Source organism: Allobosea sp. TAF32, from assembly GCF_052113585.1.
GTDB lineage: Bacteria > Pseudomonadota > Alphaproteobacteria > Rhizobiales > Beijerinckiaceae > Allobosea.
This window is the reverse complement of sequence record NZ_JBFRDM010000018.1, coordinates 1-22,360: the sequence shown is the minus strand read 5'-3', so window position 1 is coordinate 22,360 and position 22,360 is coordinate 1. Positions and strand designations below refer to the sequence as shown.

General features: G+C 61.8%; 26 protein-coding genes and 4 pseudogenes. 9 read left to right on the top strand and 21 right to left on the bottom strand.

The features are described 5' to 3' along the window. Positions 1–894, top strand: coding sequence for an ABC transporter ATP-binding protein (locus AB4Z16_RS27425; RefSeq protein ID WP_441514484.1), 894 nt, complete (start codon positions 1–3; stop codon positions 892–894). Further along, entirely contained in the window at positions 891–1,670 is a 780-nt protein-coding gene (locus AB4Z16_RS27420; RefSeq protein WP_441514483.1) for an ABC transporter ATP-binding protein, read from the top strand. The genes AB4Z16_RS27425 and AB4Z16_RS27420 overlap by 4 nt, the downstream gene beginning before the upstream one ends. Positions 1,671–1,984: 314 nt before the next feature. On the opposite strand, the gene AB4Z16_RS27415 is transcribed toward AB4Z16_RS27420, so the two are convergent. From AB4Z16_RS27415 to AB4Z16_RS27400, 4 genes and pseudogenes are all read right to left on the bottom strand, one after another. Continuing rightward, a complete protein-coding gene (locus AB4Z16_RS27415) occupies positions 1,985–2,548 on the bottom strand; it encodes a peptidoglycan-binding domain-containing protein (protein ID WP_441514482.1) in 564 nt (187 codons plus the stop codon). 77 nt (positions 2,549–2,625) lie between these two features. Then, positions 2,626–3,129, bottom strand: a complete 504-nt coding sequence (locus AB4Z16_RS27410) for an RES family NAD+ phosphorylase (protein WP_441514481.1) — start codon at positions 3,127–3,129, stop codon at positions 2,626–2,628. Beyond that, positions 3,126–3,608, bottom strand: a complete 483-nt coding sequence (gene parS / locus AB4Z16_RS27405) for a type II RES/Xre toxin-antitoxin system antitoxin (protein WP_441514480.1) — start codon at positions 3,606–3,608, stop codon at positions 3,126–3,128. Before parS ends, AB4Z16_RS27410 begins: the two co-directional genes overlap by 4 nt. A gap of 306 nt (positions 3,609–3,914) precedes the next feature. Continuing rightward, a pseudogene (locus AB4Z16_RS27400) lies at positions 3,915–4,481 on the bottom strand (recombinase family protein); the annotation flags it as partial. A gap of 217 nt (positions 4,482–4,698) precedes the next feature. Between AB4Z16_RS27400 and AB4Z16_RS27395 the strand changes: the two are divergent. Continuing rightward, positions 4,699–4,908 (top strand): annotated as a pseudogene (locus tag AB4Z16_RS27395) (exodeoxyribonuclease III); the annotation flags it as partial. Positions 4,909–5,057: 149 nt separating this feature from the next. Here AB4Z16_RS27395 and AB4Z16_RS27390 read toward each other — a convergent pair. After that, a complete protein-coding gene (locus AB4Z16_RS27390; protein ID WP_441514479.1) occupies positions 5,058–5,213 on the bottom strand; it encodes a CsbD family protein in 156 nt (51 codons plus the stop codon). A 506-nt stretch (positions 5,214–5,719) separates the two neighbouring features. Between AB4Z16_RS27390 and AB4Z16_RS27385 the strand changes: the two genes are divergently transcribed. Both AB4Z16_RS27385 and AB4Z16_RS27380 read left to right on the top strand, forming a co-directional pair. Further along, on the top strand, positions 5,720–6,673 hold the full coding sequence (locus tag AB4Z16_RS27385; RefSeq protein ID WP_441514478.1) for a hypothetical protein: 954 nt from the start codon (positions 5,720–5,722) through the stop codon (positions 6,671–6,673). Then, positions 6,661–6,786 carry a hypothetical protein gene (locus AB4Z16_RS27380; RefSeq protein WP_441514477.1) on the top strand — a complete coding sequence of 42 codons (126 nt, stop codon included), beginning with the start codon at positions 6,661–6,663 and terminating at the stop codon, positions 6,784–6,786. Before AB4Z16_RS27385 ends, AB4Z16_RS27380 begins: the two co-directional genes overlap by 13 nt. Before the next feature lie 1,679 nt (positions 6,787–8,465). On the opposite strand, the gene AB4Z16_RS27375 is transcribed toward AB4Z16_RS27380, so the two are convergent. The 4 genes from AB4Z16_RS27375 to AB4Z16_RS27360 form a co-directional block, all read right to left on the bottom strand. Continuing rightward, positions 8,466–8,834 (bottom strand): SpoIIAA family protein, encoded by a 369-nt coding sequence (locus AB4Z16_RS27375; protein WP_441514476.1) that lies wholly within the window; start codon positions 8,832–8,834, stop codon positions 8,466–8,468. Between the two features lie 37 nt (positions 8,835–8,871). Continuing rightward, positions 8,872–9,000, bottom strand: a complete 129-nt coding sequence (locus AB4Z16_RS27370) for a hypothetical protein (protein ID WP_441514475.1) — start codon at positions 8,998–9,000, stop codon at positions 8,872–8,874. Positions 9,001–9,137: 137 nt separating this feature from the next. Then, the gene (locus AB4Z16_RS27365; RefSeq protein WP_441514474.1) at positions 9,138–9,995 is read right to left on the bottom strand and encodes an SDR family oxidoreductase; all 858 of its coding nucleotides are present in this window, start codon (positions 9,993–9,995) and stop codon (positions 9,138–9,140) included. Positions 9,996–10,021: 26 nt separating this feature from the next. Next, positions 10,022–10,210: a DUF3008 family protein gene (locus AB4Z16_RS27360; RefSeq protein WP_441514473.1), complete on the bottom strand. Its 189-nt coding sequence runs from the start codon at positions 10,208–10,210 to the stop codon at positions 10,022–10,024. 736 nt (positions 10,211–10,946) lie between these two features. Here AB4Z16_RS27360 and AB4Z16_RS27355 point away from each other — a divergent pair. Continuing rightward, a pseudogene (locus AB4Z16_RS27355) lies at positions 10,947–11,006 on the top strand (HXXEE domain-containing protein); the annotation flags it as partial. Positions 11,007–11,018: 12 nt separating this feature from the next. On the opposite strand, the gene AB4Z16_RS27350 reads toward AB4Z16_RS27355, so the two are convergent. The 3 genes from AB4Z16_RS27350 to AB4Z16_RS27340 all read right to left on the bottom strand — a co-directional run bounded on the left by AB4Z16_RS27350 (position 11,019) and on the right by AB4Z16_RS27340 (position 12,660). Beyond that, entirely contained in the window at positions 11,019–11,201 is a 183-nt protein-coding gene (locus AB4Z16_RS27350) for a hypothetical protein (RefSeq protein WP_441514472.1), read from the bottom strand. A gap of 120 nt (positions 11,202–11,321) precedes the next feature. Next, positions 11,322–12,233, bottom strand: a complete 912-nt coding sequence (locus AB4Z16_RS27345; protein WP_441514471.1) for an NAD(P)/FAD-dependent oxidoreductase — start codon at positions 12,231–12,233, stop codon at positions 11,322–11,324. Positions 12,234–12,411: 178 nt separating this feature from the next. Next, positions 12,412–12,660, bottom strand: coding sequence for a low affinity iron permease family protein (locus tag AB4Z16_RS27340; RefSeq protein WP_441514470.1), 249 nt, complete (start codon positions 12,658–12,660; stop codon positions 12,412–12,414). A 344-nt stretch (positions 12,661–13,004) separates the two neighbouring features. Between AB4Z16_RS27340 and AB4Z16_RS27335 the strand changes: the two genes are divergently transcribed. Further along, on the top strand, positions 13,005–14,057 hold the full coding sequence (locus tag AB4Z16_RS27335; RefSeq protein ID WP_441514469.1) for a YihY/virulence factor BrkB family protein: 1,053 nt from the start codon (positions 13,005–13,007) through the stop codon (positions 14,055–14,057). A gap of 112 nt (positions 14,058–14,169) precedes the next feature. Continuing rightward, the gene (locus AB4Z16_RS27330) at positions 14,170–14,439 is read left to right on the top strand and encodes a hypothetical protein (protein WP_441514468.1); all 270 of its coding nucleotides are present in this window, start codon (positions 14,170–14,172) and stop codon (positions 14,437–14,439) included. Positions 14,440–14,958: 519 nt separating this feature from the next. Here the strand turns inward: AB4Z16_RS27330 and AB4Z16_RS27325 are convergent. The 9 genes and pseudogenes from AB4Z16_RS27325 to AB4Z16_RS27285 all read right to left on the bottom strand — a co-directional run bounded on the left by AB4Z16_RS27325 (position 14,959) and on the right by AB4Z16_RS27285 (position 21,632). Further along, the gene (locus AB4Z16_RS27325) at positions 14,959–15,216 is read right to left on the bottom strand and encodes a hypothetical protein (RefSeq protein ID WP_441514467.1); all 258 of its coding nucleotides are present in this window, start codon (positions 15,214–15,216) and stop codon (positions 14,959–14,961) included. 401 nt (positions 15,217–15,617) lie between these two features. Beyond that, positions 15,618–17,069: pseudogene (locus AB4Z16_RS27320) on the bottom strand (FAD-dependent oxidoreductase). Positions 17,070–17,149: 80 nt separating this feature from the next. Further along, a complete protein-coding gene (locus AB4Z16_RS27315; RefSeq protein WP_441514466.1) occupies positions 17,150–17,395 on the bottom strand; it encodes a DUF6894 family protein in 246 nt (81 codons plus the stop codon). 537 nt (positions 17,396–17,932) lie between these two features. Continuing rightward, a complete protein-coding gene (locus AB4Z16_RS27310; protein ID WP_441514465.1) occupies positions 17,933–18,541 on the bottom strand; it encodes a cysteine hydrolase family protein in 609 nt (202 codons plus the stop codon). Between the two features lie 25 nt (positions 18,542–18,566). Next, positions 18,567–19,058 (bottom strand): hypothetical protein, encoded by a 492-nt coding sequence (locus AB4Z16_RS27305; RefSeq protein ID WP_441514464.1) that lies wholly within the window; start codon positions 19,056–19,058, stop codon positions 18,567–18,569. Positions 19,059–19,142: 84 nt separating this feature from the next. Continuing rightward, on the bottom strand, positions 19,143–19,637 hold the full coding sequence (locus tag AB4Z16_RS27300; RefSeq protein ID WP_441514463.1) for a YciE/YciF ferroxidase family protein: 495 nt from the start codon (positions 19,635–19,637) through the stop codon (positions 19,143–19,145). Between the two features lie 228 nt (positions 19,638–19,865). Next, positions 19,866–20,759 (bottom strand): DUF6328 family protein, encoded by an 894-nt coding sequence (locus AB4Z16_RS27295; RefSeq protein WP_441514462.1) that lies wholly within the window; start codon positions 20,757–20,759, stop codon positions 19,866–19,868. A 3-nt stretch (positions 20,760–20,762) separates the two neighbouring features. After that, positions 20,763–21,311 carry a phosphatase PAP2 family protein gene (locus AB4Z16_RS27290; RefSeq protein WP_441514461.1) on the bottom strand — a complete coding sequence of 183 codons (549 nt, stop codon included), beginning with the start codon at positions 21,309–21,311 and terminating at the stop codon, positions 20,763–20,765. A gap of 72 nt (positions 21,312–21,383) precedes the next feature. Then, positions 21,384–21,632 (bottom strand): hypothetical protein, encoded by a 249-nt coding sequence (locus AB4Z16_RS27285; protein WP_441514460.1) that lies wholly within the window; start codon positions 21,630–21,632, stop codon positions 21,384–21,386. A gap of 519 nt (positions 21,633–22,151) precedes the next feature. Between AB4Z16_RS27285 and AB4Z16_RS27280 the strand changes: the two genes are divergently transcribed. Next, positions 22,152–22,360: hypothetical protein (locus tag AB4Z16_RS27280; RefSeq protein WP_441514459.1), on the top strand; the 209-nt coding region annotated here is incomplete at its 3' end.

The following is a 22,360-nucleotide window of genomic DNA, read 5'->3' as shown; positions in this document are numbered from 1 at the left end:
ATGAAGCACCAACAATCGGCCCATCCGGACGGCGCCGGCATGACGGCTCCGCCTCTTCTGGAAACCGACGCGCTGCGGGTCGACTACACGTCGGGCCACGGCTCCGTCACTGCGGTGCAGGACGTGTCGATCCTGGTACGTGACGGTGAATCCGTCGCTCTGGTCGGCGAATCCGGCTCGGGCAAGTCGACCGTGGCGCGCGCCATGCTGGGTCTCTTGCCCGGGCGTATCGCGCATATCCACTCGGGCCGCATCACGCTCAACGGAACGGACGTGACGCACTATAGCGACACCCAATGGGAGGGCATGCGCGGTCATCCCGTGGCCATGGTATTCCAGGATCCGCTGAGCTACCTCAATCCCGTCATGCGCGTGGGCAAGCAGATCGCCGAGAGCGTCAAGCGCCACGACAAAAGCACGCACGACGTGCCGGCGCGTGTGGCCGAGCTGCTCGAACTGGTGCAGCTACCCGCTTCGGCCGCGCGACGTCACCCGCATGAGCTGTCCGGCGGCATGCGCCAGCGCGTCCTGCTCGCCATCGCCTTGGGCTGCCGGCCGCGTCTGCTCATCGCGGACGAGCCGACTACCGCCCTCGACGTTACCACACAGGCCGAGATCCTGGCGCTGCTGCGCGACCTGCGGCAACGGCTCGGAATGGCCATGCTGCTCATCAGCCATGACCTGGGCGTGGTCTGGAACGAGTGCGAGCGCGTCTACGTGATGTTCCGCAGCCGCATCGTCGAGCAGGGCGCGACACGCGAAGTCTTCGCCAAACCGTCTCATCCCTATACCGCGGGCCTGGTGAAGGCATCGCAAGCAGCGCGCAACAGCGAGGGGCGGTTCGAAACCATCACGGGCGAGTATTCCACCAACAGCGAAGGACGTTTGTCATGACGATCGGGCAGCCCCTGCTGGAACTCGCTCAGGTCGGAAAGAGCTTCCGGGTGGCCGGTGGCGATCTGTTCCATGCGGTGAAATCGGTCGACCTGACCGTCCATGCCGGCGAGATCGTCGCGCTCGTCGGCGAGAGCGGCTCCGGCAAGTCGACGCTTGGCCGCATCGCGCTGGGCCTGATGGCGCCCGACAGCGGCAGCGTGACCTTCGATGGACAGGGTCTGACCGGCATGTCCCGCGGCACGTTCCGTGACGTGCGGACCGGAATGCAGCCGATCTTCCAGGACTCGACCGCCGCGCTGAACCCGCGCAAGACCGTGCGTGAACTCCTGATGCAGGCGCTGTGGAAGCGCCCGGGGGAGGGCGAGGCTCGCTGCCTGCGCCTGCTGGAGGATGTCGGCCTGCGTCCCGCCGACAGATTCATCGAGCGCTATCCGCACGAGCTTAGCGGCGGCCAACGCCAGCGCGTGTCGATCGCGCGCTCGCTGGCCATGGAACCCAGGCTCATCATCGCCGACGAACCGCTGTCCGGCGCAGATGTCTCCATCCGCGGCCAGATCCTCAACCTCATGCTCGACATACAGAAGGCGAGCGGCATGGCCTATCTTATGATCACCCACGACATCTCGATCGCGCGAGCTTTCGCCGACCGTGTCGCCGTGATGATGAAAGGGCAATTGGTCGAGACCGGTCTGGCGAAAGAGGTTCTGGGCAACCCAAAGCACGAATACACACGGCGTCTGGTGGCGGCGGTTCCAGCGCTTGGCGGACATTAGGATGGGTTTTGATCTGAGCCGACTGGGTGCACCGCGAGGTCCGTTTTAGCATCAAACGGTTGATCACAAGAAAAGGCAGCCTCTGCATGTGGACGCGGAGCTGCCATTAACCGTGGTCGCGCGAACTCTGCGCCACTTGCTGACATTGGATGACTGCCTGAAACCGGACTCTCTACGCGGGTTATCTTTGCAAGCGATGGTATGCCGATGCCGTCGGGCATGACTATACGGAAAGCCGTTATGATCGTCGGCGACGTACGGGGCGTGAAGGTCAAGGCGATACAGTTTTAACAGTTCGGATCAGCCGGAATTCCTCATCGGCATCGATGATATGTCGTGGATCCCCGCTCGCTGCTCCACACAACCGCGTTCGGCCGAACCGTCAATCGCACATTCGCCAGCCACGTTTCGCCGTTAGCCGTACATTGCCCGCGCGCTCTCCAAACTGACGGGTTCGCGGCGTCTCGTTGCACGTCGTCAAAATTGCAGATGCCGCCGAACGCTTCCGCGCGGCGACTGCCCAGCGTAATCGGTGGTTGGCCAGCCGTGCCGGTCGAGCATTCAGCCGCAGAAGCTGCAAAGCCACCGATAAATGTTTGGGCAGCACGTATAGGAGCGATCCCGGTCAGAGCTTGCTCAGTCGCGGCGTCCCAAGCGTCATCCGCGGGCAGCCCGTTCATCGCCCTGAAATCGCGCAGGGCATCTCTGGAAGCCGGTCCCCAAACTCCCTCGCCGTCGATACCGTAGAAGCCCAATTCTCTCATACGAGCTTGGGCCCAAAGCGCATCCGCTCGGTTAAGCGGGTTACGCGATGCGCCTTCGGGCGGAGCATACGAAGCCTCTACAGCCGAAGCGAGATTGAGAGGCAACGGTAACATCGCCAATGTTATCCATGAGCCCCCGCTACCGTTAGGACAATCAAGGGCAAGCCCTAGATCCCCACAGCACAATGCCTTCAGCGCGTCGCCGGCGGATGTAGTCGGGTGTCGAGCGCAAACGGTTCCTGGGCCTTCAGCTCGTACCCCGACGAGCCAGCCGTGAAGAGCAGATTCCAACTGTGCGTCGAAACAACGCTCGGAATGACAACAAAGGCGTGCTCGCGTAGCAGGCCATCGCCGAACGCTTGCTGGCCTGCACTCGGAATCCCAGGCCGAAGCCAATTTGGATTTGGTATCCGATCTGGCGTGACGACATGAACGCCAGCGATGTTTGAGATGGTGGCCGCGGTCATGACATGTGGGACCATGTCGAGGACGCGAAAGCCCTTGTGGACGGCAACTTCGAGAATTGCGGTCGCAGGATCCAGTGCGCAGTAGATCACCCGCACGCCGGCGCTATTCCAACGCCCGCCGACTCGGTAGGCCCCCTCTCCGCAGTCCCATGTGGATGCGAAAATGGCCTGGTCGAGACGCCAAGCCACCAGCTCGGCGCCTCCAAGTACGCTCGGCAAGGGCGTCACGCATACACACCATAGTCAAGGCGGGTCAGGTACTCTTCGACCAGTTCAACGCCGGCTGGCGTCGCCAGAAGATCGATAGGGCGACGCTGATCAAGCCCGATCGCCGGACGCTCCAGCCATTGCTCCGCTTCCGCCTGAGACCCAAACACATCCGTCGCCTTGGACAGAATCTCAGCAAATTTCCAAGCCCGCCCGCTCTGCTCCTGGCTCAGTGGTTTCGCCGGTGCGTCCTTCCGTCGCTGGTAGGTTCGGAGACTCATGCCGAAAGCCTTCTCAAGCGATTCCGTCTTGTGAATGTAGGTGAGCCGCCCCACCAGGTGGTCCAGCGCCGAAGGCGGCAAGCCTCGCAAAAGCATCTCATGCGCGTCGAGCGAGCTCGTGACGTGCCACGCCAGGAGCTTGGCTCCGCCCAAGAGCTCAGTCACCCTATGTAGCGTTCCACCGGTGTCCGGTGGCATCTTTTCGGCCGCAACCGCCATAGCCCACCTCATCAAGTCAACTGTCGTATTTAAATATGACGGTTGACGCGAAGAGATTCAAGCGTGCGAGGCTCATGAGCCCTCGCGATCGTAGCGAGCGAGCTCGGCCATTGCCGCCTCGAAGAGCTCGTCCGGCATTGCAGCGATTGTGCCCACTGACCGCCTAAGGCTGGAACTAGTTTCTCCGTCCCCGTCGAGTTCTCCAGCAGCCTTAAGCAGTCGGCCGGCATTTTCGGGATTTCTCAGGAGATGACGTGTTTCCTCGGATGAAGCTCCGAGGGTTGGAGCCGCATCGAGCTGGAGAGCCTCGCGAAGCCGCATGACGGTCTGACGGCTGACGTTGAAGCGTTTCGCCAGTGGTGCAACTTTCTGCCCATCCAGCAGCGCGGCTAGAACTTCCGCGCGCTGGGAAGAGGTGAGGGCGGCTGGCCTTCCGAGTTTTCGTCCCTCTGACTTCGCGCGGCGCAGGCCGGCGTTGGTTCTCTCAATGAGAAGATCTCGCTCGAACTGAGCGACGGCATTGATCACGTTCATAGTCATCTTGCCGGCCGGGCTCGCGAGGTCGACGCCGCCCAGCGCCAGGCAGTGAACCCGAACACCCATCTCCTTGAGCCTGTGCACGGTGGAGCTCACGTCGATCGCGTTGCGACCGAGACGATCCAATTTGGTGACGATCAGAATATCGCCTCGCTCCAGCCGGTCGAGCAGCCGGGTAAAACCCGGGCGGGCGGAAATCGCCACGCTCCCGGATATCGTCTCGGAAATTACCCGGCGCGGTTCCACCCGAAAACCGGCCGCTTCAATTTCCTGAATTTGATTTTCGGTGGTCTGCCCATTTGTGGAGACACGGACATAGGCGAAGGCGCGTGACATGGATTTTCGTCCGAAAAGGGTAGGGCGAGAATCGAACATGTCCGGAAATAGAGCAAGCTATTTTATGAACACGGGCAGGAAGGGGTGTCCGAAATCGCTCGAAAATGGCGTTCTACGAGCTGCATGCAGGGGTTAGATGCGCCATAAACGGACCTTGGCGCGTTGCCCGAAAGCGGACCCAGCAGATCGCTGACGTTCCAGTTTCGTCGAGAAGCGGAGGCACCTTCATCCGAGAGAGCGCATCTACACGTTCTGGAAATACTGGCGGAACTCGTTCGAACGCGACGCCGGCCTTCGGCTCGACCACCTCCTGCTCGGCCCTATCTTGGCGGCCCGGTTGAAATCCGCGGAGGTCCGACGCGCTCCGCGAGGCTGGGAGCACACTAGCGACCACGCGCCGGTGATGATCGAGCTTCTGGCGGCATAGGCTTGGGTGCGCCAGAGCTTTCAACGCTTCACCCGCTCTCAACACAACGGGTCGCCGTTAAGGCGCGAAAGCCCGGCCCCACTGGAAAGGGCCCGGCTTCCTTACGCGGCGAGCACACGCTGGGCAGCGAGGGGCTCAGTCGTCGGTGATCACCATGTCTGGCGATTGTACCAGGTGTCGACGTCGGTCTTCTCCTTGTCCTTCTCGATGCCGTAGCGCTCCTGGATCTTGCCTTCGAGCTGATCGCGCTTGCCGGCGATGACGTCGAGATCGTCATCGGTCAGCTTGCCCCATTTATTGAGCACACCCCGCTACCGCATGAAGAACCACAGCAGGATAATGATGGGAATCGGCACGCCGACGAGCCAAAGAACGATGGAACGCATTTTCAGCCCCCGTTTGATAAACGGTGCTGTGGCAACGCTCAGAATTTCACGGAGGTTCCTGGCGTCATAATCATTAGCGAGCTTCGACCTCGCCGAGCGCCCGTCAGGTATCTCAACTCGGCCAAGATTTTCGCGCCCCGGTCGAGATAACAATCATTGCGTAGCAAGTCCCGCGCCCGCTTTGCCCGATGAGTTTCTGCTGACACTGTTCGATTGCTCGATGGCCGTGAGCAGCGGTAGCGCTCTCGCCATTCGGCCGGCGAGCTCTGCGGCACTTTCGCCCGAGATAACTTCAAAGCTCGACGCAACTGACGGCGAGTTCGCCGAGTATCATTATCACGACAGGCCCGTGCGCCGCTGCCCGCCGCCGCACTCTCGCGATCGAGGTCCGAGATCGTACTGGCGCCACAGGCGCGATCCGCCACATGACTACTACCGCCCGACACCGCCGCTACCATCGCCACCGTCGCTGGCCAGCATTCGCTCCGTCGCCGGACCGGCTGGCGGAGCTTACTGTTTTGTCTCGCAGCGGAACTGATTGCTCTCAGGCGGTGTTGCTCCGGCATATTCCAATCAGCGGAGGTCGCAATGAACGGCGTTATCTATATCGTGGGACTTATTGTCGTGGTCCTGGCAATCCTGTCGTTCCTCGGTCTGCGGTAGCCAAGTCCCTATCCGGCACGGATGTCGTTGTCGCTCCGGTGAGCGTCAGCAAGGATAATCGCTCCTATGTACAATGGGGTGCGATCATCGGCGGTGCGGTGATCGCAACCGCGATTTCGACCATCATGACGGTATTCGGTTCGGCGATCGGCCTGTCGATGGCCTCCGCCGATTTCGAGAGGAGTTCGAGCGCGACGGCCCTGGCGATTGCCGGTGCTCTCTGGGCGCTCTGGGTCATGGCTTCGGCAACGATGGCCGGCGGCGACTCGGCCGGGCGGATGCGTCACCCGAGCTTCGATGCGAATGCCGAGGAGCGCAAGGTGCGCGACGCGACGCACGGTCTGCTTGTCTGGGTGACCGGAGCTCTTCTGATCACCGTCGTCGCGACCTCGTCGCTGTTCGGTGGCGCCAAGACGGCAGCCAGCGGCGTCGCCAATGCAAGTTCGGGCATGGCATCGCTGGTCTCCCAGAACGTCGACCCGCTCGCGATGCCGCTCTACAACATCATGCGCGCGAACGGCCAGCAGCCGCCGACGGCCCAGGAGCGCGACGAGGCCTCTCGGGTCTTCGTTCAATGGCATCGCGGCTGGCGGCGCGCTTGGGCATCAGCGAACAGGATGCGCAGAAGCGTATCAACGACGCCTATGCGAAGCTCTCGCAGGCCAAGGAAACGGCCAAGCAAGCTGCGGAGCGTGCGCGAAAGATGGCCGTGTTGACCGCCTTCCTCACGGCTGCGGCTCTGCTCGTCGGCGCGGCTGCCGCTCCCTGGGCCGCCACGCTCGGCGGCGAGCATCGCGACGAGAACCTTCGCGTTCAGACAGCGGTTTAGCGATTGGCCTACGCTTCGTTGAAAGGGCCGCCGGCGATGACTCGCGCGATGAAGCAGCTTAGCGCCGTGCAGCATGACGAAAAGCGGGGTCGCATCGATCGTCCCGCAATAGCGGGCGAAGGGCCGATTGCCTTCCACGCGTAGTTCGAGGCGGGACAGGAAACGCGTGCCGCGGAAATACAGGCCCTCGAGTGTCGCAGCAACCCGGAATGAAGCAGCACGGCGGATGCAAGCCCCGTGACGCTGACCACTTGTCCGGCGATCAAGGTTCCGACGACGAACGCCGCCGAGCCGGCGCCGCGCCCCCAGCCATACTCGAAACCCCCATTCCCCGGCCCGGCCGCTTTTGCTCCGTGGCGAGATGCCAGCGCGTCGGCCAGAATCGTGACGGGCGCTAGCACCGCTGCCTGCGCAAGACTCACCCCCAGCAGCAGTAGAAACCCATCTGCCCGTAACAAGCCCAACACGAACAGCGCCGACAGCCTGGCGAGCTCGCGGGGCGTCAGCATCCGCATGCCGATGTCCCAGACGATGATGCCAGGTGCGATCTCGACCAGGACGTCAGGATCGTGCCAGACGCCAGGAGCATGGAAGAAGCGGGCCACCATCTTGGCGGGCTCCCGGCGTCTCGCAATGGGTGGAAAGCGGACCCCATTTGATCGCCACGAAGCGAGCTTTTCGAAGCCAGTCCGCGGTCCATCACAAAGACGCTGTTCGATTAGCAAAGCACAGTAGGCAAGTTTGGCAACCGATGTGAATAGGGTGTAAGTTCCTCGTCGCAGGTTACGGTCGCCGCGGCAGGGCGAGAGCCTGGAGATGACCCTAGCCTCCGGCCGCCCAGCAATTGGTGGAGGTTGTCATGAGGAAACTCGCAACCCTGGCCAGCGCCGCTCTAATCTTGACGGGCAGCGTCTGTGTGGCCAACGCACAGTATTGGCGTGGCGGCGGCTGGGGGTACCACGGCGGCTATTATCGTTACGGCTGTTGTGGCGGCGGCGCGATCGCGGCCGGGCTTATCGGCGGAGCGCTATTAGGAGGTTTGGCCACTGCTGCTGCAACGGCACCCGCATACGGGTATGGATATGGCTATGGCTATCCGGCCTACAGCTATGCGTATCGGTATCCCGCTTACGGGTACTATTACCGGCCTCGAGTTTATTATGCCCCCCGCTACTATGCCCGACCGATTTACTACGCGCGCCCGTATTACGGATGGCATCGGACGTACTATGGCCCCTGGATGGGGTATCGCCGGTATTATTGAGGTCTCAGACTCTCTTCCCTTGAAAGTTCGCTTCGGTGGGCAATTGAATAAGAAATTACACAGCGTCCACGCTCCGATAATAGTATCGGACTGGATGGTCGCCGCTACGATCTTGAGCGGGTCGGCCGCCCGGCTGAAAGGGATCAAAAAAGCTAGGCCTAGGGCAAGCCAGGCACCCAGCACATGAGTTAGGCCTATCTCGGCAAGAAGCTCGCATGCGCCTGCGGAATACTCTCACGGCCCCATCCGTTGCGAGGGCAAGGCTCTTAACGTGCTGTCGGGCCTCCCCACGGCGTTCGGCGAGCACACCAGCACATTGGGCTGCTTCAGCGTATTGTCCTCAAGGACAGCTCGCTTTGGCAAAAGAGGCACCGGAGCACGTCTTTCGCCGAAATCACTCATCCCCGCAAAGGCCCTAATCCGGATCTCCCCTCAGCCAGGCCAAGGCGTTGGCTTTCTCATTTGCCGGAAACCGTTTGATGTCGGCCGCCACGAAATGCTTCGCGACGTGGGGAGCGAACTTCAAGAGCTCGCTGTCCGAGACGATCGCCACACGCGCGACCTTGCTATGATGGCCCATGACGAATTTGAGGTGGGAGACCAGCGCGCCGATGTCCTCCCAGCCGGGAAAGGACGCGGCATCGACCATGAGCCCTTTGAGTACCCCGTTTGCCTTGATGTAGGGGTCGACGACGCCGGACAACCGTTCGAAATCCGCCTTGTCGAGGGGGCCATGAGGCGCCAGAATCACGATGCCCTCGGCGAACAGTTCAATCTGCAACATGCGCCCCCTCCGTCAAGACGCGACCTGAGCGGTCGGGTTATTTGGGCAGGCACTCGACATTATAGGCGACGATGATCTCCTTCGGCCCGACTTCGTTCCAGGCCGCTTCCAGTGCAGCCTGGGTGCGGGCCAGGTCGACCGGATCATTCAGCGATGAGAATGGCATGGTTCCTTCCCGCGGCTATTGCATGGCTTGATTTATTCGGGCTTTCCCTATCGCCACGGTCCAATCGTGAACAAAACTGACCTTCAGCGGAACCGGTGGGCTCTCGGGAAGCTCAACGACAATTGAGCCGCGTGCCACTACAGGATCGGATGCCCGCCGGTGACGGCGATGGTAGCCCCTGAGACGTAGCTCGAGAGCGGATCCGCCAGCATCACATAGGCCGTCGCCAGTTCCGCCGGTTGTCCCGGCCGCTTCATCGGAACCTGCTTGCCGAATTGCGTGACGCTCTCTCCCGTCATCGTCGAGGGGATCAGCGGCGTCCAGATCGGCCCGGGCGCGACGGCATTGGCCCGGATACCCTTCTCAGCCAGCAATTGTGCGAGACCGCCGGTGAAGTTCTGGATCGCGCCCTTGGTCGTGGCATAGGCGAGCAAGGTCGGATTGGGCTTGTCGGCGTTAACCGAGGCCGTGTTGATGATGCAGGAGCCAGGCTGCATGTGCGGGACGGCGGCCTTGGTCAGGTAGAACATCGCATGGATGTTCACCGCGAAGGTGAGTCGCCATTCTTCATCGGATATGTCGCCGATTTCCTTGAAGCTCGCCTGATGGGCGGCGTTGTTGACGAGGATGTCGATGCGGCCGAATTCGGCCACGGCCCGGTCGACGATCTGGCGGCAATGGTCGGATTCCTGGATGTCGCCAGACACCAGAACGGCTTTCCGTCCGGCCCGCTCAACCCAGCCGCAAGTTTCATCGGCGTCCTCGTCCTCGTTCAAGTAGGAGATCAGGACGTCAGCGCCTTCCCGCGCGAACGCGATGGCGACAGCCCGCCCGATACCGCTATCACCGCCGGTGATGATGGCGCGCTTGCCCTTGAGGCGGCCAGAGCCGACATAGCTTTCCTCGCCATGGTCCGGCCGCGGCGTCATGGCGTCGGTCCGTCCCGGCATGGGTTGCTGCTGTTCCGGGAAAGGCGGTTCGAAGCGTGACGTCATCCCTGCCTCCTCGAAAACCCGGCGAGTCAGTGCTTGCTCTTGTGCTCGGGCTTACCCTTGCGCTTGGTCGACGCCATCTTCTCGAGTTCGCTCTCGCTCATCGATTTCTCCATTGATTTCGATGCGCCCTTGAGTTCGCTCTCCTTGATGTCCCCGCGCTTGGCGGCGAGTGCGGCGCCGGCGGCCTTCTGCTGAGCGGCTGATTTCGCAGGCATGGCATCCTCCTTCCTTGGAATGGGCGCCTGACGGCCTCGATCTTGAAGTCGTCGCGATGTGAAGACGAACACGCCGGCCGTCGGCAGGTTCCCTCTGAACGGTCGTCCATGCGCGAAGCGCATCATCAGCGCGCCGGATCGTGTCTCGATAGCCCGGCCAGTAGGACTTCGACGACAAACTAGACGACGGGGTTCTGCCGCCAAATCGTCGGCCGCGAGGACCGCGTTGCCTAGCTCTTTCCGATCGGGCGGCGCGGGTTGATCGGATTCGAGGAAGACGACGGCTTGCGTTCGCCATCCTCGGACGAGGGAACCTCCGAGTGTTTGGGCGGCTTGAGCTCGGGAGTTTCGGAGCCCGGGCGGGGTCGACTATCGGTCGCGCGTTTGGGCTGGCCAACAGTTTTGTCCGTGGGTTGCGACATGTTGCTTCCTCCGCAGTTTCGCGAGGAATTGCGATCGACACCTTTGGTTCCATGCGGTGTGGAAAGATCTCGACCATTTGGGAGGGCGGCCGACGGGTCGCGGGGACACCCTTGAAAGACGTCGCCGAGGTCTTCGGCTCCGACTAGGCCTGCCGCATGGAGGTCGGCGGCGGCAATGAGGTCATGACCCGTCAACGTCAACGGCGTCTGGGGTCGTGCCACTGCCTTCGTGCTCGCGGCCACCGTCCATATCGGGTTCCACCTTATCGCGGTCTATCTGAGCTTGCTCAAAATGCCGTTGCTATTGCCAGGCCATTGCATTGCGGCGCTACAATCCCGGGCTGGTAACTGCGGTCCTGCTGTTCATTCCCCTCGCAGTTGTGACGCTATGGACGTTCGCCGCCATCCCGGGAGTGACGCTGTCGGACCACTTCATTGGATTCGGCGACGCGATTTTCATTCACGCCGCGATCCTCACGCGGGCACTTTCCCGCAAGCGGCATCTTGGGAGAGCCGCTGGCACGCAAGAGGATGGTCGCCTTTTCGAAACCCGCGAGCGAACCGATCACGCGCTCTGCTCGTTTTGGCGGCTTGCTTGCGGGAAGTCTCCTCGAGGCGGAACGGGCTTCTTTTGAAGTCGAATGCCCCAAGTCCAGTACCACAGGGGGGAGCGGACGGCATTCCCCCAATCAGCGCAGGATCGGGGCGGCGGCTGCCAGATCATTGCGGATCGTCGTGGCCGCGACGCCAGCCTCTCCCATCGCATGACTAATCTGGTCCAACCCGACAACGACGTCACCGGCGGCGTAGAGACCTCGGATGCTCGTCCTCTGGTGGGCATCAACCTTGATGCATCCCTCGTCCGTCAAATCGGCGCCGAGCGCTCCCGCCAGCTCCGAATGTATCTCCGAGCCCAGAGCCGGATAAACGGTGTCGAAGGTCATTCGCCGTTGGCCCACGGTGACATGAATGCCGGTGCTGCCCAGGGCAAAATCGCTCGGATACCCGCGGACGATCGCAATGCCTAGCGCTCGGGCACGGTCGATATCCTGGGCAGCCATAGCCGAGTCCTCCTCGATGATCAGCGTGATCCGGACGGTGAAGGACCTGAGAAATGTACACTCGGTCAGGGCGCGAGGGCCGCGGCCGATGACCGCGACATTCTGGTCGGTTACTTCAAAGCCATCGCACACCGGACAATAGCGCAATCGTCCTTCGCGCAACGCTTCCGCGTGCGTTGCCTCGGATATCTCCGGCCGTCTGTTGGTGACCCCGGTGGCCAGAAGGACGGTTCGGGCACAAGCGATGCTCTCGCGACCGCGGGCCTCGAAACCGGCCGCGCTCACCGCCAATCCATCGACGCGCGCTCCGATCAGGCTGGCGCCGTATTTCAATGCGTGATCACGCATGCGATTCAGTAAATCAACCCCGGCGATGCCGTCCGGAAAACCGGCCTGGTTGTGCGTGCAGGGGATTTGCCGCGCCCGGCTGTTGCCGTCGTCGGCGACTGCCACGGAGAGATGAAAGCGCGCCAGGTAGATCGCTGCGGTCAGTCCGGCGGGACCTCCTCCAATGATCAGGCAGTCCAGTGTTTTTGCCATGGGGCGCCTTTCAACCGTACCGCTTATTCCCGGGTCTGGTCATTCCTACTCGGCGGGTTTGGGCTCGGGAGAGCCGCGCTGCCGTATGAAAAGTGGGCTGCGCCTGACGGCGCAAAAGACCAAGTGCCTTCCCGAAATGGGTTGGCGTCGACCCCTTGTGATGCCTCAAGCGTTGCCATTAGGAATAAGTTCGAAGGCTTCGTGCTTCCTGAATGCCGATCAGCGAGTTGCGAGCGCCGTCATATGCCTTGATCAGTTCGCCGATCTTGGCCTGTAGAGCGGCGCCGTCGCGGTTTTGGGTTGCTTGCAGAATAGGAAGAACCAGGAGCGTCACGGCGCTGATCGCCAGGCTCGCACCGCCAGGAAATGATCGCTCCCGGAAGGCGAGCGCGCCTAAGAGAGAAAGCCCGATGGCGATCAGAAGCATCGCAGAGCGCGCCCGGCGAAGCGAGCGCAACCGGTCGAAAAATGGCCACGCGCGTGAAGAGAGAAGCTTTGCTGTTCTTGTGAAGAATGTGATCGTAGCTCGACATGGCGCACCTCGGTCCAGGCGCTCGCCACGGCCCGTGCGGTTCAAGAGAATGAGTTGGACGGGCAAGCCGATTACCTTCTTTGTGGCCGTAGGCCTCATCATCGCCTGGGCGGCGTCCGGCCTGACGCGAGTCTGGAGGCGCGAAAGTTTCCCGGGGATGCAACCTTTCCCCTCCCAGCGCGGTTGCCCGAATTTGGGGCGGTGACGTGCGAATTCCGGTCTTATTGAAACAGGTCGCATTGACGATCTCCACGGGTACGGCTGCCGCGATGATCGCGGCGGGAGCATTCTCGCTGATCGTGGGCCCGGGCCGTCCTCGAAATCGTGAAGGCGGAGGATCTGGCGAAGGCGTCGACGCGGAAGCGCCGACCGATATTCCTCCGCCCGGCTGGCGCGACATCCTCTGGCGGACATACGGCGAGGTGAGCACCGACAGGGTCCTGGCGGTTGCAGCAGGTGTGACATTTTACGGGTTGCTGGCCATCTTTCCGGCGATCACGGCCTTCGTATCGCTGTACGGTCTGGTAGCCGATCCGGGAACTGTCGCCGAACAGCTCTCTGCTGCGCAGGGCGTTATGCCAAGCGGGGCCATCGAGGTTGTTCGCGACCAGATCACACGAATCACGAGCGGTAACGACACCAAGCTCGGGTTTGCTTTCGTGATCGGGCTCGCGCTTTCAGCCTGGAGCGCCAATGCGGGCGTCAAAGCCGTCTTCGATGCCCTGAACGTCGCCTACGGCGAGCACGAGAAGCGCAGCTTCATCCGACTGAATTTGACCTCGTTGGCCTTCACGATCGGAATTCTTGTTTTCGCGGTTCTTGCGATCGGCGCGGTCGCAGCCATTCCGGTGATCCTCGACCGCGTCCATCTGGGAAAGGCCGTGGGATGGCTTCTGTGGCTCGGACGCTGGCCAGCCTTGATCGTGCTGTTGATGGTTGGCCTGGCGGCCCTCTACCGCTATGGGCCGAGCCGCGATGATGCCCAATGGAAATGGGTGAGCCCCGGTGCCCTATTCGCAAGCGTCGCGTGGTTGATAGGATCGATCCTGTTCTCCTGGTACGTCGCCAGCTTCGAGGACTACAACAAGACATACGGCACGCTCGGCGCCGTCATCGCCCTTCTCATGTGGATGTGGCTGTCAGCCACCATCATCCTTGTCGGGGCCGAACTGAATTCCGAAGCCGAGCGCCAGACGATGCGCGACACCACAAAGGGGCCCCCTCAACCGATTGGGCTGCGGGGAGCGGATGCCGCCGATAACAAGGCGGGCAAGTCAGACCCATCACGGTAAACCGGAAGCCGCTGAGATCATGGGATAGGATTCGATTTGGAGCGGAACCGCCGCCTGCCGGGCCGGTTGAAACCGCATCGGATACACTTGCACGAAATGGCGGGAGAGCGAGATGGCAGACGACAATGAAACCGAACGGACGGCCGCTGGCGGCGCCGGATCGCGCTCGAAGGCATCCAGGGAAGGCGGGGAATCCGCAGGCCAGGCTGTGTCCGACCTGAAGTCCGTCGGCATCGATACGGACCGGATGACCGAGGCTGCGGGTGAGCAGGTTAGTGAGTTGCAGCGGCTTGTGATCGAGGAGGTGAGGGCCCGTCCCCTGCGTGCGCTGGCGTGGGCCGCAGCGGCTGGCGTGGTCTTCGGCTTCTGGGCGGCGAAATAGGCGGTGGGGGCGCTTATCGCCCAGCTCACGGGGGCCGCGACGGCGGCCATCAAACGAAGAGCGATCGTTTATGGCCTCGGGGCCGCAAGCGGTCTGCTCGGGCTTTTCGCCGCGGCTTACGCGGTGGATGCCCTTTACACGTTTCTCGCATTACGGTGGGGGCTTGTCGCCGCCAGCCTCGCCGTTTCCGGCGTTCTCCTTCTCAGCGCTTTCATAGCCGCCTTAGCCGGTTATCTCGCCTCCAGGACGCCGTCCAAATCTCTTGCAGCTCGCGTGCAAGCATCTTCGGAAGTTTCGGCGGCAAAGAGACGTCTAGCGGGGTCAAAGAGATCGCTCGCGCCCACTTTCGCCGGGGCGCTTGCCGGGGCCGTGGCGGTGATGACACTCGCCTTTCTCAGGCGCGCCGGGTCACTGACCGAAGCGCGCGAGAAAACGCGCTCGAAATAACCCTGGTTCGCGACCCCAAAATCAGCCGGACCTGGCTCAGGCGACTGATGGCGAAAGACAGTCTCCCATCGTTCACCGAGAGTCGCGGCAATCATAATCCAGACTGCCATGGGGTTCGCGAAGCGCTTCCCTTAGAAAGCGAATGGGAAACTGGATCGCTTCGGCATTGGCTTCCGAAAGTTCCGTGGTGCGCTGCGACACTCCCTCCTCGGCACGAGCGAGAGCGTTGTCCAAGTCGGAGGACTGAAGCACCCCTTTTCGCTTCAATTCAGCAAACGCGGCGGCGACAGAAAGGAGCAGACCTTCGAGTTGCAGGTTAGCTGTGTTCACCGGGGAACTCCTTTTTGGATAAAGCGCACGGCTCAAGCGAGAAGGAGGGGAGTTATTTGCCGTGATGAGTGACTGCCTCGCTCTTGTTTCGGGGTCGAAAGATAAAGGCGCCGTAGTAGTTCGGATCGTATTCCGGCGGCGGGCCCGGCGCGCCAGCGTCCGTCCCGCCGTTCTGCAAGGCGACCCGATGAAATTCATGACCTAGATTCGGCCGCCTGCATCGAATGCGATGTGGACACCGTTTCGAGCAGAAGCGGGTTTCCCGTTCACCGGCGTCTCCAAGCTGAAGAGGACGATGGACACGCCATAATCCGAGGAGTCCTCCGATTCCTTGAGTAGGACGGCGTCGTAAAACCTCCGGCTCCGGGCGACGTGGTTCGTTCCAAGACAGACATGATGAATCATGACGAGGCCTCGACAACCGCGAGAGGTCCGATCGCCGGCGCGTTCAGGACGCTGCCGTCGGGCGCGAAATGCGATCCGTGGCAGGGGCAGTCCCAACATTCCTCGAACGAGTTCCAATGGAGGTGACAGCCAAGGTGCGTACACGCCGACTTCTCGATGACGGCCCCCTTCTCGGTCCGATAGGCGGCTATCTTGCTCAGGCCGCGCCTCACGATCGCACCTTGGCCGGGCTGGAGCTTGTCGACCGAGGACAACTCTCCAGGCGCGAGATATTCGCGAAGTTCTTTACCGCCGTGATGTTCTCGCTGACATAGGTCGTCGCCGCCTTGATCGGCTTCCGATCAGGGTCGTAGACCGCAGCGAATTCATTTTCCCGGCCGAGGATCAGGTCGGGGATGAGCAAGCTGGCGCCCGATGAAGCCGCAATAGTCGAGCGTGTCCATGACCTGCCCCGACCAGCGATAGCGCTCCGAACCGAGATCCGGGATAAGGGTCTTGGCCCAGGAGGTGAGGGCGGCGAAACGCGCGTTGGCGTCGTCGGCCCCACCCGTCTTATGGTCCTCTCCACCCACAATCACGATGTCCTTGCCGTCCCTGCCGGGCGTCAGACGAACGTAGTGATAGGGTTCCTCAGTGTCCCAATAAAGGGCGTCGTCGAGCTTTCCCGCCTCGATCTCGAATCCCATGGCGTAGGTCCGATAGGGCGCCTGCTTGGTGTGCAGGGCGACGAGATCGTAGATCGGGGAATTCGTCGCGATCACGGCATGCCCGGCCGTCACCGTGTGGCCGGACTCCAGCTTGAGCTCCACGCGATCCTTCTCCTCCTTCACCTCGATGACGGCGGAGTTCGGGTGCAGGCGTGCGCCTTTCTGGGCCAGCGCCTCGACGACGCCGCGGAGATACTTCAGCGGATAGAAGGTCGCCTGATCCGAATAGCGCAGGTAGGGACGGTCCTCGAGCGTCCGCAAGGGCAGGCCTTTGCCGCGCTCGACGGTGACGCCGATGTCCTTCGCCGCTGAAATCTCATCGTCGAGGACGCTCTCCACACTTTCAGGATCGAGGAAGAGAATTCCGGCAAGCCGCCTGAACTCGCAGTCGATCCCGAGTTCGCCTTGGAGGGCCTCGATTCGATCGACGGCGCGCTGGCTCGCTTGAAATCCCTTCGCCAGGCCCTGTCCGCGCATTGACAACAGCTCGCTCAGGGAATCGTCGCAGATGGGGGCGAGATGAGCGGTCGTTCGCGAAGTCATTCCGCCCGCGATTTCGCGGCGATCGAGGACGACGACCGACAACCCACGCGCCGCGAGTTCATAGGCAATCGACAGGCCCGCGATCCCGGAGCCGACGATGGCTGCATCAGCGGTGTGGTTCGACCGAAGAGGTTCCGCCGTCGGCGCTACCTCGACATCCATCCAAACCGAACGGCTTCTCTCGCGTTGCGCGTTCATCGCAGACCTCCGCAGTGTCTGCGTGCAACGTTCTCGGATGGATTATGTTCGAATGGGCGCTTACGGAGAAACGGTCCGGATCAGGTACAGGGCACATCCGAAAATGTGACGTCTCCGGATTCGAATGAAATTCGGCCGCGATAGATGGTGCGATCACCCGCCTGGACCAACATGGTCATTTCGCAATTGTCAGTCTCGGTGAGCGCATCATGGGCAGCTTCAGCGAACGCCGCCCGAGCTTCCTGCCGAGCAGCCTTGTCGTCCGGAAAATCCAAATCGACGAAGTGCGATCCACCGTTATTCGTGATGAAGCGGTACATAGGCATGGGCAGTTTCCTGAGGAGGTCACCCCTCTAATCGGAACGCCCCAGTCTTGGTTCCCCACGATGCCCTTCGCATGGAAGTCGGAAAGCGGCGCTTTTGCCCGCACGCGTTCCCAACTTGCGATCTCTGGAGCGTCTTATTGGGGGCTAACTCCCGGCTGTTTGGCTGGATGTCGAGCGCGTTGGGCCTCGTCACGGGAATTGTACGCGCGCCGATGAAGCTGCAACCCTTCCGAGTCAGTTGCTTTCAGATGGTCTCTCTGGTCTGCGCCGCTGCCGCACCGTTGCGCGCTGGTCCTCGGCTGTTCGGGCGGGTGGGTGATCCTTGGACTTTCAGCATGCGTCAGGAGGGTTTCGAATCTGACGCTTGCGGAGCGGCAAGCGTGCGTGTTCCCGCGGATCTCAAACCGAACAGCGACGTCTGCTGCGGGGGATGTTCGCGACGGCTTGCGACGTGGTCAGAGTACCGGGCGACGATCGCGTTGATGCTGCGCGATCGGGGTCGACCGATCGCGGATCCGCTTCCGCGCTGAGCCGATCTCACCGCCAATTAGCTAAGACCTCCGCGGCGCTTGAGGCTTCGATCTGCTCGCTGAAGCGGTTGAGGTAGAGTTCCATCAGTGCGTCGTGGGTGGAATCCGCAGAGCTACAGAGTGCGTCGGTCACGAGGACGACGCGAAGCCCTCGATCGACGGCGCCCAGGACGGTCGCCAGGACGCAAACATCGGTCTCGCCGCCGGTGATGATAGCCGTGTCCACGCGCTTGGCGCAGACGAATTGATCCAGGATTCCCTCGGTCCAGGGCGAATAAACCCATTTGTCGAGAACGATGGCAGGTGGAGTATAGCGCTCGAGCGCCGGGTGAAGTCGAACGGCGTCAGGACCGACGCTTTCAAGCGTTACTTCCGACCATCGTTCGTAATAGCGCCGCCAAGTTCCGCGGCCCTGCCCGGGGCGCTCGACGGGGATGAAGCGCGTGAACAGCGTACGATCCGGATGAGATCCAGCTATTGCCTCGATCGGTGGCAAGACCTTTTCCAGCCACGGAAAGGCCCAAGGATAGCCGGGGCCAAAGAGCCGCTGCATGTCGACGCAGAGATGGATGCAGTTCTCCCCGAGAGCTCCATGCACCAAGCCGTGGGCAGCCATCGCCCGCCTCCCTTAAATAAGCTAATCAATCGCGAAGAGAGCGAGTTTCGTTCGCGGAAGCTTCCTGATGCTTCTCCGCCGCTAATCCATCGGGATTGCCCTGCTCGAAGGGAGCAAGCGGACCGGTGGGATTCGTCGACCGCGGATTGGGACCCGGGCGACGCTCGTCTCCGGCCCGACCTGGCCTTTGCGGGATCTGGCTCCCCGGAGTCGAAACATCGCCCTGTGCGAGTGGTGAAGCCGGTGCTTCCCACTCCTGGACGGCGGCGACCAGTTCGGCCAACTCAGTGGCCTGCGGAGTGCCCTCTTTTACATCGGCCAGACGATGTATTTCCGCGGCCGCTTCTGCGTATTCCTGCTGCGTTGTAATGCGCATCCTTGGCTCCTCGCCGTACTGCCACCGGTTCACCGCGCCCTTGATTACTTCCTTTGAGGGATGAACGTGGTGCGCCTCGGTGACGCCGTCGCTCAGCGACCACTCAGGACCCGCTCTACGGATCACAAACGTTGCCGACATATCGTTCTCCGAACGCCTCCCGGAAACGAGCGACCGCTTAAGCTCGTTCGGTTATCCGGGAGGCGAATGGGCGTGACGCCGAGATCAGGCGGCCTTCTTATTCGCCGAGCCGATTCCGATCTTGGACAGGAGTTGGTCTGTCTTGGTTTCTTCGGTGAGCGTCTGGTTGAGCAGCCCGACAGCATTCGTCAGACCGAGTTCCCCGGCCCAGGTCTTCAGCGTGCCGTAACGAGCGATCTCGTAGTGCTCAACCGCCTGCGCGGCGGCGACCAGGCCCGCATCGATTGCCGGGCTGCCCTCGAAATCCTCGATGATGCTCTTGCCCTCCTCGATAATGCCGAGGATGGCGTCGCAGGTCTTGCCCCGCGGGGCCTTGCCGAGAATCTCGAAGACCTCGGTGAGCCGCTCGACATGGGTTTCGGTTTCGTCGCGATGGGTTTCGAACGCCTTCTTGACCTCCGGCGAATTCGCGGCGCGCGCCATCTTGGGCAACGCCTTCAGAATCTGCTTTTCGGCGTAGTAGATGTCCTTGAGCGTATCGAGAAACAGGTCGTCGAGCTTCTTCGGTTCGGTTGCCATGAGAGCCTCCCTTGGTGGGTTGAAACTCCCTAAACCGAAGGGGCTTTCGCGGGTTCCCGCCTTGAGGAGCGTTCTCCGTGCCCGGGGCTCCTGAGGCATCCTACGCCTGCCTCATCAGGCCACGCTCGGCATGGTTGTCGTCGAGCCGGCGGCGGTCGCCCTAGCCGATCGGACAGAGGCGCTTTAGGGAAAAACGACCGCGCGTTGTTCCCAGAGGCGCCTCGTAATTCAACTACGCTTCGCAGCTAGCTTCAGCCAAGGCCACAATTGCCAAAGGCCGATAAGCACGGCCAGGCTGGCTGTCGCCATGACAAGGGAATGCTTGTGCTGGCCGGTGATTTTGTAGGCGACGACATATGTGTCGCCCGAAATGCCGAATGCCAGAAACGCGGTTGCCAGGAGGATGAGCCTGCTCGCCATCCGCTGAAACGCTGGGTCATCGTGCCCGGCGTAGGCGATGCGATGGAATGCGGCGGGGGATACCAAAAGAGCGGTGGCAATGACGATGAGCGCCAATGCGGCTCCGTGAACGAGCTTCAACCGCTGATCCATCTCGGCGAACGATTGCGTCAGAACGATCGCAAACTGAAAGCCGAGAAGGGCTTGTGCTCCGGGAAGGATGACGCGGGCCTCGGTCAAGACATAGTCGATCTTCGCGGCCATCGGTGTCTTCTGATCGGGAGTAGGCATGTTCCTTTCCTTTCTTCGAACCAGCCAAGGTCCAAGCCAAAGCGCCCCGCACACGGCCAAGCCAACGAGACCGGACACGACGCCCACTGCCGCTCCGGCAATCCGCGTGCCGACTATGCCGACATCCAGCGCCATGGCGACGGCAAAGCCAGCCAACGTCGCCAGCATAATCCGGTCGATCATCACCAGGATTTCGCCGCTAGCCTCGCCGAACAGGACGATCCGATGATACGAACTCGGCATTATCAGAAGGGCGACGACAGCGATCGTAAGCCCCAGCACGACGAGCTCGATTTGCTTTTCTTGCGGGGAGAGGGAAACGAAGGCATTCTGAAATGGCGCCTGAAACTGGAAACCCAACAGGATTTGGGCTCCGAGCATCAGCATGCGAGATTCATCGAGCGCCGTTTTGGTTTTCTCGACAAGGGACATCTATCAACCCTCGTCGCGAGGCATTGCGTTCAGGATCGACTCCACCGCGAGCCCGAGCGCGCCCCCTGCCAAAACATCGCTGGTCCAGTGCGCCAGCAACGCCACCCGCGTGAATGAGATCGCCGTCGCCGCCATCCACGCGATCGCCGTAAACCTCGGAAATGTCCTGCTCACCGCGCTCGCCAGAGCCGCCATGTGAACGGCATGACCGGAGGGGAACGCGGCGTATGCATCTCCCGACTTCGGCACGCCGTGCCTGCGGCCCCTGACCTCTATCCGATCTGGGCGTTCCTGCGCGAAGCACTTCTTCAAGGCGTGCGGCAATATGGTGGCCACGAATGTTGTGCGCACGATGTGGTTGGCAGCCTTTCGGTCGCGCGTGCCCGGGTCGGTCGTCAGCCAAAAGCACACGGCTGCGAAGCAAAGAAAGCGCTCGTCCGCCAGGAGAGTTGCCGCACGCAGCGGTCGCTCAAGTTTTGGGGTTGCGTGGCTGGCAACGACAGAGGCGATGGCCTGGTCTGTTGGTAAGGTCGGTATTCGCAGACGGCGCATGGCTGAATCCGGTTCTCAGATGCGAGATTTGCCGGGTTGGCTCTCGGATCGAGTCCAACATGGATTCGAGGTCTAGATCTCGTGAGCCTCGTCTGTATCGCGGGTTCTATCCGGTAATTCGCGAATCGCCTCCTCGGCGCCCTGGTCCTTGTGCAGCACACCCTCCCTCAACACCTTGGTCGCGGCGTCGACCTTTTTTCCCGGATCAACCGAGATCGGCATCGTATCGGGCGTTGCAGTCAGTCCGATCTCTGTGGGCTTCCTTCCTTCATTCTTCGCAGACGCCGAAAAGGTAGCAAGGAATTCCGGTTGCTTTGCCATGGCGCGCTCCTCCGATTGGCTTAGCAACTTGAGATTGGTTTCCGTGTTCCTTAGCCGCCTGTTCAGCGTTCGAATCGAACCGGGCAGCCTACGTGGCAGCGGCCGGTGCTCGCATCGCCGGAACGTCACAGATTGTCGCCGACTGCCGACCCCCGCAACAATCTGCCGCTCGGGAGTTCTTTCCTAAGGCTGCTTCTTTGGTCGGAAGAAGCCTATTTTCCTTAACTGCAGCGCCCGCTCCCTGATGGTTTGCTCGATATCGTGGCCCGCGGCGTGAAGAAGGACGGCGACGATCCTGAGCTCAAAAAGCCGGCGCAGGCGTCGCTGCTCTGATGGGCCATTGGCACCAGATCGGCCGCGACAATGCCAAGGAGGGGGAGAGGATGGCTGCGCTGGCGGCGTGGCGGCGTGGCGGCGCGCACATCTGCCCGGCGTTGCTGGTCGCGAGCGCCGTTCATCTCCCGTTGAACTTCGACGCGATTAAGTGCTCCTGACAAAGGAGTTCCTATGAGGAAACTGTTGGCTATCACGGTTATTGCCGCAGGCGCGGCATTCTGTGCCCCGGCCTTCGCGTCGGACGCGCTGCCGCCATCCATGGCTCAGCACCTCGACCAGAGCAGCGCGGAGTTCACGGGCCACTACGGACGCCGTGGCTACTATGGTCCTCGCTATGGCCATCGCCACGGCTATCGGAGCCATTACGGCTACGGATATGGCCGCCGCTACGG

What these genes read in the sequence shown, in the direction of transcription:
- AB4Z16_RS27425 (WP_441514484.1), top strand. Translation starts at nt 1, where the DNA reads ATGAAGCACCAACAATCGGCCCATCCGGACGGCGCCGGCATGACGGCT.
- AB4Z16_RS27420 (WP_441514483.1), top strand. Translation starts at nt 891, where the DNA reads ATGACGATCGGGCAGCCCCTGCTGGAACTCGCTCAGGTCGGAAAGAGC.
- AB4Z16_RS27415 (WP_441514482.1), bottom strand. Translation starts at nt 2,548, where the DNA reads ATGTTACCGTTGCCTCTCAATCTCGCTTCGGCTGTAGAGGCTTCGTAT.
- parS (WP_441514480.1), bottom strand. Translation starts at nt 3,608, where the DNA reads ATGGCGGTTGCGGCCGAAAAGATGCCACCGGACACCGGTGGAACGCTA.
- AB4Z16_RS27385 (WP_441514478.1), top strand. Translation starts at nt 5,720, where the DNA reads ATGACTACTACCGCCCGACACCGCCGCTACCATCGCCACCGTCGCTGG.
- AB4Z16_RS27380 (WP_441514477.1), top strand. Translation starts at nt 6,661, where the DNA reads ATGGCCGTGTTGACCGCCTTCCTCACGGCTGCGGCTCTGCTCGTCGGC.
- AB4Z16_RS27375 (WP_441514476.1), bottom strand. Translation starts at nt 8,834, where the DNA reads ATGTTGCAGATTGAACTGTTCGCCGAGGGCATCGTGATTCTGGCGCCT.
- AB4Z16_RS27370 (WP_441514475.1), bottom strand. Translation starts at nt 9,000, where the DNA reads ATGCCATTCTCATCGCTGAATGATCCGGTCGACCTGGCCCGCACCCAG.
- AB4Z16_RS27365 (WP_441514474.1), bottom strand. Translation starts at nt 9,995, where the DNA reads ATGACGTCACGCTTCGAACCGCCTTTCCCGGAACAGCAGCAACCCATG.
- AB4Z16_RS27360 (WP_441514473.1), bottom strand. Translation starts at nt 10,210, where the DNA reads ATGCCTGCGAAATCAGCCGCTCAGCAGAAGGCCGCCGGCGCCGCACTC.
- AB4Z16_RS27345 (WP_441514471.1), bottom strand. Translation starts at nt 12,233, where the DNA reads ATGGCAAAAACACTGGACTGCCTGATCATTGGAGGAGGTCCCGCCGGA.
- AB4Z16_RS27340 (WP_441514470.1), bottom strand. Translation starts at nt 12,660, where the DNA reads ATGCTTCTGATCGCCATCGGGCTTTCTCTCTTAGGCGCGCTCGCCTTC.
- AB4Z16_RS27330 (WP_441514468.1), top strand. Translation starts at nt 14,170, where the DNA reads ATGGCAGACGACAATGAAACCGAACGGACGGCCGCTGGCGGCGCCGGA.
- AB4Z16_RS27315 (WP_441514466.1), bottom strand. Translation starts at nt 17,395, where the DNA reads ATGCCTATGTACCGCTTCATCACGAATAACGGTGGATCGCACTTCGTC.
- AB4Z16_RS27310 (WP_441514465.1), bottom strand. Translation starts at nt 18,541, where the DNA reads ATGGCTGCCCACGGCTTGGTGCATGGAGCTCTCGGGGAGAACTGCATC.
- AB4Z16_RS27305 (WP_441514464.1), bottom strand. Translation starts at nt 19,058, where the DNA reads ATGTCGGCAACGTTTGTGATCCGTAGAGCGGGTCCTGAGTGGTCGCTG.
- AB4Z16_RS27300 (WP_441514463.1), bottom strand. Translation starts at nt 19,637, where the DNA reads ATGGCAACCGAACCGAAGAAGCTCGACGACCTGTTTCTCGATACGCTC.
- AB4Z16_RS27295 (WP_441514462.1), bottom strand. Translation starts at nt 20,759, where the DNA reads ATGTCCCTTGTCGAGAAAACCAAAACGGCGCTCGATGAATCTCGCATG.
- AB4Z16_RS27290 (WP_441514461.1), bottom strand. Translation starts at nt 21,311, where the DNA reads ATGCGCCGTCTGCGAATACCGACCTTACCAACAGACCAGGCCATCGCC.
- AB4Z16_RS27285 (WP_441514460.1), bottom strand. Translation starts at nt 21,632, where the DNA reads ATGGCAAAGCAACCGGAATTCCTTGCTACCTTTTCGGCGTCTGCGAAG.